The organism is Thiohalophilus sp. (genome assembly GCF_031581315.1).
In the GTDB taxonomy this organism is placed as follows: Bacteria; Pseudomonadota; Gammaproteobacteria; order UBA6429; family Thiohalophilaceae; genus Thiohalophilus.
The window spans coordinates 30,225-37,785 of sequence record NZ_JAVLAZ010000019.1 but is presented as its reverse complement, the minus strand read 5'-3'; the positions used below and the strand labels follow the sequence as shown (position 1 = coordinate 37,785).

6 protein-coding genes are annotated in these 7,561 nt (G+C 54.5%); 2 read left to right on the top strand and 4 right to left on the bottom strand.

Annotation, left to right across the window (positions count from 1 at the left end; genetic code table 11):
• The coding region (locus RI563_RS04340) for an AAA family ATPase (protein WP_310693123.1) at positions 1 to 1,787 on the bottom strand (1,787 nt) is incomplete at its 3' end.
• Between the two features lie 14 nt (positions 1,788 to 1,801).
• Positions 1,802 to 2,140, bottom strand: coding sequence for an ATP-dependent Clp protease adapter ClpS (clpS, locus tag RI563_RS04335; protein WP_310693122.1), 339 nt, complete (start codon positions 2,138 to 2,140; stop codon positions 1,802 to 1,804).
• Between the two features lie 194 nt (positions 2,141 to 2,334).
• Here clpS and RI563_RS04330 point away from each other — a divergent pair, with 194 nt between their 5' ends.
• Positions 2,335 to 2,556 carry a cold-shock protein gene (locus tag RI563_RS04330; protein WP_310693121.1) on the top strand — a complete coding sequence of 74 codons (222 nt, stop codon included), beginning with the start codon at positions 2,335 to 2,337 and terminating at the stop codon, positions 2,554 to 2,556.
• A gap of 84 nt (positions 2,557 to 2,640) precedes the next feature.
• Here the strand turns inward: RI563_RS04330 and icd are convergent, their stop codons facing one another.
• Both icd and RI563_RS04320 read right to left on the bottom strand, forming a co-directional pair.
• Entirely contained in the window at positions 2,641 to 3,900 is a 1,260-nt protein-coding gene (gene icd / locus RI563_RS04325) for an NADP-dependent isocitrate dehydrogenase (RefSeq protein ID WP_310693120.1), read from the bottom strand.
• Positions 3,901 to 3,987: 87 nt separating this feature from the next.
• Positions 3,988 to 6,915 carry a putative bifunctional diguanylate cyclase/phosphodiesterase gene (locus tag RI563_RS04320; RefSeq protein WP_310693119.1) on the bottom strand — a complete coding sequence of 976 codons (2,928 nt, stop codon included), beginning with the start codon at positions 6,913 to 6,915 and terminating at the stop codon, positions 3,988 to 3,990.
• 113 nt (positions 6,916 to 7,028) lie between these two features.
• Here RI563_RS04320 and RI563_RS04315 point away from each other — a divergent pair.
• On the top strand, positions 7,029 to 7,561 hold a 533-nt coding region (locus RI563_RS04315), incomplete at its 3' end, for a pseudouridine synthase (protein ID WP_310693118.1).

The following is a 7,561-nucleotide window of genomic DNA, read 5'->3' as shown; positions in this document are numbered from 1 at the left end:
CGGAAATCCGCCTTGCGGCCGTTGTTATCGGTCAGGGTGCCGTGGTCCATCACCTGTAGCAACAGGTTGAAGACATCCGGGTGGGCCTTTTCGATCTCATCCAGCAGCAACACGGCATGCGGATGCTTGTTGATCTCCTCGGTCAGCAGCCCGCCCTGGTCATAGCCGACATAGCCCGGCGGTGCGCCAATCAGTCGTGAAACGGTATGGCGTTCCATATATTCGGACATGTCGAAGCGGATCAGTTCGATACCGAGAATCCGCGACAACTGCCGGGTCACTTCAGTCTTGCCCACACCGGTCGGACCGGCGAACAGGAATGAACCGATGGGCCGGCTCTCGTTGCCCAGCCCCGCCCGGGAGAGTTTGATCGCCGCCGAGAGACTGTCGACCGCCTCTTCCTGGCCGTAGATCACCAGCTTGAGATCCCGTTCCATATGGCGCAGGGTCTCCATATCACTGGAAGAAACGGTCTTGGGCGGAATGCGAGCGATCTTGGCGACAATCGCTTCGATCTCCTTCACACCGATGGTTTTCTTGCGTTTGGACGGCGGCTGCATGCGCTGGTTGGCGCCGGCCTCGTCGATGACGTCGATGGCCTTGTCGGGCAGATGCCGGTCGTTGATGTAGCGTTCCGAGAGCTCCGCGGCCAGCCGCAGGGCCTGGTGGGTATAGCGCACGTTGTGGTGCTCCTCGAAGCGGGATTTGAGCCCCTCGAGGATCTGGATGCACTCTTCCACGGTTGGTTCGGGCACGTCGATCTTCTGGAAGCGACGTGACAGGGCCCGGTCTTTCTCGAAAATACCCCGGTATTCCTGGTAGGTGGTGGAACCGATGCACTTGAGCTCGCCGGAGGCCAGCACCGGCTTGATCAGATTCGAGGCGTCCATCGCCCCGCCGGAGGCGGCACCGGCACCGATAATGGTGTGGATTTCATCCACGAACAGTACCCCGCCCTCCTGCTTGCGCAGCTGGGCCAGCACGGCTTTCAGTCGCTTCTCGAAATCGCCGCGATACTTGGTCCCCGCCAGCAGGGTGCCCAGATCGAGCGAGTAAATCACGCTGTCGGCCAGGATTTCCGGCACTTCGCCATCGACAATCTTCTTGGCCAGTCCCTCGGCCAGCGCGGTCTTGCCCACGCCGGCCTCGCCAACAAACAGCGGGTTATTCTTGCGCCGGCGGCACAGGACCTGGATGGTGCGATCCAGTTCGTTCTTGCGTCCGATCAGCGGATCGATGCGGCCCTGGCGCGCCATCTCGTTAAGATTGGTGGTGAACTGCTTGAGCGGATTGGCAGACTCGTCACCGCCCTCCTCGTCAGCCAGACTGTCGGCGTCCACCTGCTCCTCGTCCTGCACCTTGCTGATGCCGTGAGAGAGAAAGTTGACCACCTCGAGGCGACTGACATCCTGTTTTTTCAGGAAGTAAACCGCCTGGGATTCCTGTTCGCTGAAAATGGCCACCAGGACATTGGCGCCGCTGACCTCCTGTTTGCCGGAGGACTGGACATGAAACACGGCCCGTTGCAGCACACGCTGGAAACCGAGGGTGGGCTGGGTTTCGCGATCATCGTGGGGCGGCAACAGGGGCGTGGTCTCGCTGAGAAACTTGTTCAGGTCCTGGCGCAGGGCCTCGATATTGGCACCGCAGGCCTTGAGGACTTCTATCGCGGACGGGTTATCCAGCAGGGCCAGCAGCAGATGCTCGACGGTCATGAATTCATGCTGCTGCTCGCGCGCCTGCTTGAAGGCCTCGTTAAGGGTTTTTTCCAGGTCTTTATTCAACATGACGACCTCCTCGCCTACTGCTCATCGGCATCCGGTTCCAGGGTACAGAGTAACGGATGTTCGTTCTGCCTCGAATAATCGTTGACCTGAGCCACCTTGGATTCGGCAACATCGCGGGGATAGATGCCGCAGATACCTTTGCCCTTGGTATGAACATTCAACATGATATGGGTCGCCTTTTCACGATCCATGCCAAAAAAGGCCTGCAATACATGAACGACAAACTCCATGGGAGTGTAATCGTCATTTATCAGCACAACTTTATACATGGGCGGACGCTTGAGTTTCGGCTTCGCCTCCTCAAGGGCCAGTCCGTCATCCTGGTTTTCGCGGGTATGTTTCGGATCACTCATAGGGCCGATTTTAGCTGATACGAGCGGGAGATGCCCATCCCTCTTTTTGTGCACCAGATCGGATGAAATTCATTTAATTTTGACTATAGTCAGGGGATAAAGTTGCACCCGGGCTCGACCGGTGTGCTGCAATTCCATGGCAACACAAGGGGTAAACCGCTTGCCCCGTCGATGGACAAGGAGGCTGAAAGATTATGTCGACAGGTACAGTAAAATGGTTCAGTAATGCCAAGGGATACGGGTTTATCGCCCCGGAGAACGGCGGAGATGACATTTTCACCCATTTCTCCGCCATCAGCATGGAGGGCTACAAGACCCTGAAAAAAGGCCAGCAGGTCGAATTCGAGTACCAGCAGGGACCCAAGGGGATGCATGCCATCAGCGTGACCCCGCAGGACTCCGGTACGCAACATTAACCTCCCTGCCGGCCCAACAACTACTACATTAACCCAGAAAAAAACCGCCCTTGAGGGCGGTTTTCTCGTCGGGGGAGGCTTGCCTTATCCCATCTGTTGAATGAGTGCATCGCCAAAGGCGGAACTGCTCAGCAGCGTGGCACCGTCCATCAGTCGCTCGAAATCGTAGGTGACGGTCTTGTTGGCAATCGCCCCGGACATACCCTGGACTATCAAATCCGCCGCCTCGACCCAGCCCAGGTGACGCAGCATCATCTCGGCCGAGAGGATCAATGACCCGGGATTGACCTTGTCCTGCCCGGCATATTTGGGAGCGGTGCCGTGAGTGGCCTCAAACAGGGCGACCGTATCGGACATGTTGGCACCCGGTGCGATACCAATTCCACCGACCTGGGCAGCCAGCGCGTCGGAGACATAGTCGCCGTTGAGGTTGAGGGTCGCCACCACGTCGTAATCTTCCGGGCGCAGCAGGATCTGTTGCAGGAACGCGTCGGCAATCACGTCCTTGACGACGATCTCGGTGCCGGTTTGCGGATTTTTAAAGCGGCACCAGGGGCCGCCGTCAATTTCCTGCGCGCCGAATTCCCGTTGCGCCAGCTCATAGCCCCATTGTTTGAAGGACCCTTCGGTGAATTTCATGATATTGCCCTTGTGCACCAGGGTCACCGATGGCCGGTCATTGTCGATGGCATACTGAATGGCCTTGCGTACCAGCCGTTCGGTCCCCTCGCGGGAGACCGGTTTGATACCGATACCGGAACTTTCCGGGAAACGGATCTTGTTGACTCCCATCTCCTGCTGCAGGAACTGAATGACTTTTTTGACTTCCGGGGTGCCCGCTTCCCATTCAATGCCTGCATAGATGTCCTCGGAGTTTTCCCGGAAAATCACCATGTCGGTTTTTTCCGGCTCTTTCAGCGGACTCGGCGTGCCGTCGTAGTAGCGCACAGGGCGCAGACAGACGTACAGATCCAGATCCTGGCGCAGGGCCACGTTCAGAGAGCGAATGCCGCCACCGACCGGAGTGGTCAGCGGTCCCTTGATCGCCACGCTGAACTCACGAATGGCGGCCAGGGTTTCCTCCGGCAGCCAGACATCCGAACCGTAGAGCCGGGTGGCTTTTTCACCCGCGTAGATTTCCATCCAGTGCAACTGGCGCTTGTCACCATAGGCCTTTTCTACCGCGGCATTGACGACCTTCTGCATGACGGGCGTGATGTCGATGCCAATCCCGTCCCCCTCAATGAAAGGGATGACCGGGTTGTCGGGAACGTCTAGTGAATTATCCGGGTTAACCGCGATGGCCTGACCATCAGCGGGGACGGCGATCTTGTCGTAAGCCATACCTCTGTCCTGTAAATCGCAAATGAAAGGTCTATTATATCAGGATTAACGCGCCAGACAGAATGCCCGACCCCAACTCGGCCGGATTCATTCTCCAGGCAGGGAGCGGACGTTCTGGCGAAGGGTAATGCGCCGTTTCTCAAAAGCGGGAATTTCGGGTCGGCCGATATAGTAGCCCTGCAGATAATCGACGCCAATCAGCTCGAGAATGTGCATGCCGGCCTCGTTCTCCACGAACTCGGCTACGGTCAGTTTGCCCATGGCCTGGGCGACATCATTCATTGATTTGACAATCGCCTTGTTGAGGTCGTTGTTATCAATATCCCTGACAAACGAACCATCAATCTTGACATAATCCACCGGCAGGTCCTTGAGATAGGCAAAAGAGGAATATCCCACACCAAAGTCATCCAGCGCCGTACGACAGCCAAGGCTTCGAAGCTTTTCCATAAATGTGGCGGTTAGTTCAAGATTAGCCATTGCGACTGTCTCGGTTATTTCAAAGGTCATCCGCGTCGGATCGATACCGGTCTGCGCAATCTTGTCCGTAATGAAATTAATCATCCCCTCATCATCAAATGATACAGCGGAAAGATTGATTGACAGATTAAAACTCTCGTCTTTATCACTCGTCATATAATCGATGGCGTGATTGACCACCCAGCGATCAATATCAGGCATCAGCCCGAACCGCTCGGCTGGTGGAATAAAACCGCTCGGCATAATAAATCGCCCCTCATCATCCAGCATACGCAACAGGATTTCGCAGCGATTTATTTCATGGGTACCAGCCTGCATGATCGGCTGCACAACAAACATAAAACGGTTACTACGCAACGCATCCTTGATGCGACGCACCCAGCCCATGTCGTCGGAGATATTTTCCAGGTTCTGCTTGTCGGCTTCACTGTAAATATGGACTTTGTTACGTCCCGAACGCTTGGCGGTATTACAGGAGAGATCGGCTCGTGCCAGCAACTCATCCTTACTGACACCCTGCTCGACCATGGCGACGCCTATCGAGCAACCCACATCGGCCAGCCTGCCTTCAAATGAAAAGTGATAATGCTCCAGTTTTTTACGAAAAGCATCGGCGACTTTCATTACATCATCACGAGACACATCATAGAGTATCACAGCAAATTCATCGCCGCCGATACGCGCCACCAGATCGGTTTCGCGGCTACGCTTTTTCAGCATGCCGGCGACTTCAATCAACAATTTATCTCCTGCCAGGTGACCCATAGTGTCGTTGACATACTTGAAGTTATCCATGTCGATATACAGCAGGGCAACATCCTCATGCAGGCCACGCGTGGCGCGTTGCACGACCCGATCCAGTTCCTGCAGGAAAAAATAGCGATTATGCAAGCCGGTCAGAGAGTCGTGTTCTGCCAGGTGACGCAGGTTGCTGATCATGGTAATACGCTCGCTGACATCATCAACCAGCGCGGTGTACAACAACTGCCCCCCGATATTCATTTCGCTGACCTTGATTGCCACAGGGAATGTCGTGCCATCCTGTTGCAACCCGATCGTCTCGACCTCCGAATCTGTCGGTCGAATATCTCCCTGACAAAGGTGACTTATGTATGAGCTATGAAGTAACCGGGTTTCCGGGGGAAACAATTGACTGATATTTTGCCCGATCACCTCTTGTGCCCTGTAGCCAAACAAATGCTCCGCGGCCTGATTGAAGTTTTCAATTACACCATGGGCATCCATGGTGATAACGCCTTCAGCAGCATTATCCAGAATCGACTCCAGTCGTGCCTGACGAGAGTGCACCTGTTCCTGCATATTGTGAAATGCATCCACTAGCAGACGCGTTTCCTCGATGTTCGAGGACATGATGGGATAAAACGACTCGCCACTGGCCTCGGCATTCATTGCATCAGCTACAACCCGCACCGGACGCCGGATCATACGCTCAAACATCAGGTAACCGGCCAGCATCAAGCCAATAAAGGTCACTCCCGACAACCAGAGCATAAGATTAATCCGATCCGCCACATCGTGAGTTTTATCGATAATTTCCGTGGAATGGTTTTTTATTTTCTCGCTTATCTTGCTAACGAGTTGTGTCGTCGCGGTAAATTCCGGCTGTAGTTGCTCATGCAGGAACAGATGATCGATCCGCCATTTATCCGACATCAATGTCGGCTTGATATCGGAAAAGTACTTATCATATTCAATGTAAATCTCACTCATCCGCTCGACTGCAAAGCTCGTCTCAAACGGCAATTTTCCCTGCTGGTCCAGCTCCTGTAACTGTTCAAGCAAATCGCCTACAATGCCCCAGAAGAGATTGCGATCATTGAGTGTAACTTCCATCGCCGAGCGGGGGGTGTCGAACATGCCGCTACGTGACAGAACAAACATGCGAAAAATACTGATTTGCTGAACCCAGGCATAACGCAAATCAGTAAAAAGCCTGTTCGGTTTTTCTTCGTCCGCCATCTCGCCTGTCGAATCAAGGGTCTGAATGGCAGTATTAACCGCGGTAAGAAAATCATTATTGAGCGGTAACAATCGCTCGTTGAGTGTCCGGGTAAAAGGGAAGCGTAACCGGGTGTCGGCGGCCACCATATTGTAGTAACCGATGTGGCGCTTAAGTCTTTGAACATGCTGTTTTAACTCGACAGCCAGCGCTGCGAAGGAGTCCGGGTCATGCTTCGCCGCTTCCTGCCAGTTATTGTGGCGGGTTGATATCGTGAATAAAGCATTGATTTGCCGGTTCAGCTGGTCGAGGTAGTGTTGAATTTGCTGCTCGACGTTTTCATCATCGGTATAGGAGATAACCGTGCGTCGATAGACACGTTGTTCTAGCGCTTGCAAGCTGTTGCGAATCGCGCTGACCTGCCGTTCCAGCTGACGGACTTCCGCGACACTTTGAATGGCTTCCCGGGTTATTTTGCCAGCCTGGTTCTGGCTATAGACAATCATCCCGCCGAGTACCGCAAGGACCAGCAGAACAAGAATGGCAAAACGCCTCTGTAGGGAAGAGAACAACATTTATGGCATGCAATGTGAATTTTTCATATATAAGCATTTCTATCGGCGTGCAGCGGGCACGACTTTAATGTATGACGCGTTAAGTTATTGATTCTTTATTCATAAATCTGAAAATGCTGATTCTATTCAACAAGCCGTATAACGTGGTAAGCCAGTTCAGTGGCGACAATATAGACCAGACCCTGGCCCATTACCTGACAATTCCCGGTGTTTATCCGGCCGGACGCCTGGACAAGGACAGCGAAGGCCTGTTGCTGCTGACCGATGACGGTCAATTACAAAGCCGTATCAGCGACCCGCTTTTCAAGCTCCCCAAGCTATACCAGGTGCAGGTCGAGGGCGTTCCCGACGAAGCGGCACTGGAGCTATTACGCCAGGGCATTGAACTGAAAGACGGTTTAACCGCCCCGGCCGAAGTTGCGGTCATGCCGGAACCGCCGGATCTGTGGCCCCGCCAGCCACCGGTTCGCTATCGGGCGACGATTCCCACCACCTGGCTCTCGCTGGTCCTGCGCGAGGGCCGCAACCGCCAGGTGCGGCGTATGACCGCTGCCGTCGGCTATCCTACCCTGCGCCTGATCCGGTATGCTATCGGCCCCTGGTCACTTGACGGGCTGCAACCCGGACAGTGGCGGGAAATTGAGCA

What these genes read in the sequence shown, in the direction of transcription:
- RI563_RS04320 (WP_310693119.1), bottom strand. Translation starts at nt 6,915, where the DNA reads ATGTTGTTCTCTTCCCTACAGAGGCGTTTTGCCATTCTTGTTCTGCTG.
- clpS (WP_310693122.1), bottom strand. Translation starts at nt 2,140, where the DNA reads ATGAGTGATCCGAAACATACCCGCGAAAACCAGGATGACGGACTGGCC.
- RI563_RS04330 (WP_310693121.1), top strand. Translation starts at nt 2,335, where the DNA reads ATGTCGACAGGTACAGTAAAATGGTTCAGTAATGCCAAGGGATACGGG.
- icd (WP_310693120.1), bottom strand. Translation starts at nt 3,900, where the DNA reads ATGGCTTACGACAAGATCGCCGTCCCCGCTGATGGTCAGGCCATCGCG.